The sequence below is a fragment of the Vibrio sp. D173a genome (assembly GCF_030248475.1).
In genome coordinates, this window is record NZ_JAHGAH010001397.1 from 1 (window position 1) to 722 (window position 722).

Below are 722 nucleotides of genomic sequence, written 5' to 3' on the forward strand. Positions count from 1 at the left end.
TTCGCACTGGGGAAACGGTGATAAACGGTCAAAAACAAACAAGCCAGAAGTAAACTTCTGGCTTGTTATTAAAACGGAGAGCGGATTAAAGCGCTTTTACTGGAATAGTTTCCGCAGCGGCTTTTTGCTTAGTTCGTTTGGTGCGGTCGATAACATCACCTACCAACTGACCACATGCAGCATCGATATCGTCACCACGGGTCTTACGTACTGTCACTGTGTAGTCGTATTCCATCAGTGTTTTCTGGAAACGGTCAATACGAGAGTTGCTTGGTTTCTTGTAAGGTGAACCTGGGTATGGGTTGAATGGAATCAGGTTAATCTTACATGGCGTATCTTTCATTAGCTCAGCAAGTTCACGCGCGTGGTCCATATCGTCATTTACATGATCAAGCAGCACGTACTCAACAGTAACTTTACCGCGGTTTGCGTTTGAAGATGCAATGTAACGACGAACCGATGCTAGGAAGTCTTCAATATCCCAACGATCATTGATTGGCATGATTTCGCTACGTAGCTTGTCATTTGGAGCGTGTAGTGAGATTGCTAGTGCAACATCAATGTTACCCGTCATTTGGTCAAGACCTGATACAACACCAGAAGTCGATACCGTTACACGACGCTTAGACAGAGCAAAACCAAGATCATCTAACATGATTTCTAATGATGGCATTAGGTTCTTCATGTTAAGTAGAGGTTCTCCCATACCCATCATTACTACG

General features: G+C 43.9%; 1 protein-coding gene. It reads right to left on the bottom strand.

Translation table 11 applies throughout. The features are described from left to right. Positions 1 to 85: 85 nt before the first annotated feature. Positions 86 to 722 (bottom strand): 23S rRNA (adenine(2503)-C(2))-methyltransferase RlmN (gene rlmN / locus KIV40_RS33610; RefSeq protein ID WP_285353754.1); only part of this gene is annotated, 637 nt, incomplete at its 5' end.